Source organism: Nocardia farcinica (assembly GCF_029867845.1).
Lineage (GTDB): Bacteria > Actinomycetota > Actinomycetes > Mycobacteriales > Mycobacteriaceae > Nocardia > Nocardia farcinica_A.
This window is the reverse complement of the sequence record NZ_JARWRU010000104.1, coordinates 1-1,072: the sequence shown is the minus strand read 5'-3', so window position 1 is coordinate 1,072 and position 1,072 is coordinate 1. Positions and strand designations below refer to the sequence as shown.

The 1,072-nt window shown below is 71.9% G+C and carries 2 protein-coding genes; both read right to left on the bottom strand.

The genetic code is table 11. The features are described 5' to 3' along the window. Positions 1 to 421 (bottom strand): pyridoxal-phosphate dependent enzyme (locus QH283_RS01995; protein WP_280501307.1); only part of this gene is annotated, 421 nt, incomplete at its 3' end. A gap of 106 nt (positions 422 to 527) precedes the next feature. Next, complete coding sequence (locus tag QH283_RS01990) at positions 528 to 989, bottom strand: hypothetical protein (protein ID WP_348538250.1); 462 nt, start codon at positions 987 to 989, stop codon at positions 528 to 530. Positions 990 to 1,072 lie beyond the last annotated feature (83 nt).

Below are 1,072 nucleotides of genomic sequence, written 5' to 3'. Positions count from 1 at the left end.
CGCGGCGGGGGGGGGCGGCCGGGGCCGCGCCCGGCCCCCCCCGGCCGGCGGGCGCCTGTCTGGCGCCGCCGTGGGCGGCGACGAAGACCAGTTCGGCACCCATGGCTCGCATCGCGCGCAATTTGTCCTTACAGGCGTGGTGATCGACTACGGCGGTGAAGCGATACCCGCGTTCGGCGGCAACCACCGCCAGGCCGAGGCCGGTGTTGCCGGATGTGGACTCGATGATATGTCCGCCAACTTTCAGCAATCCGCGGCGCTCCGCGTCGAGGACCATCTCGCGGGCCATTCGGATCTTGGCCGCGCCGGTCGGGTTGAACTGCTCGAGCTTGAGCAGCAGACGGGTGCCGGTGTCGGTGGCGGCGAGTTCGAACAGCGGGGTGCGGCCGATCAGGTCGGTCACGCGCGTGACGAGCGGCATGGCTTTCTCCTCGGGCAGGACCGGGTCACGGCGCGGCCGGTCGGCGCGCGGGCGTGACCGAGACAGTGGGGTGTGGGGGGTGTGGTGTCCGGGCCGACGGGTCCGCTCAGCGGGCGTCGAGAGCCCAGCGCATCCGGCCGCCGTCGGTCTCGTGCAGCACGACCTTCGGCGGCAGCGGCAGTTCGTGGAAGCCGGACTCGTTGGAATCCATCTGATAACCGGCGGTGTTCGGGTAGACGAGCAGATCACCGGCCTCGGCGGGCCGGGGTAGCGGAATACGCCGCCAGCTCAGCATGTCCGACTCCAGACAGCTCGCCGCCCCGACGCTGGTCGGCGTCGGCGCGCCGGCGCCGGAATCCGTGCCGGGGCGTCGCGGCCACAGCAGCGGGTCGGGAAGGTATTCGCTGCCGAACCACTGCTCGGACAGGCTCAGGCTGGTGCCGTCCACGGTCAGCAGCCGGTAGGGCAGGCCGCCGCCGGACTCGGCGTCGACCGCACCGGCACGGCGGGTCTTGGCGCCGCGGACGCCGACCTGCGTCGGGGCGGGGAGCTGTCTGGAGTCGGACATGCTGAGCTGGCGGCGTATTCCGCTACCCCGGCCCGCCGAGGCCGGTGATCTGCTCGTCTACCCGAACACCGCCGGTTATCAGA

Bases quoted from the DNA above. Each gene is read 5' to 3' on its own strand.
- QH283_RS01990 (WP_348538250.1), bottom strand. From the start codon at position 989: ATGTCCGACTCCAGACAGCTCCCCGCCCCGACGCAGGTCGGCGTCCGC.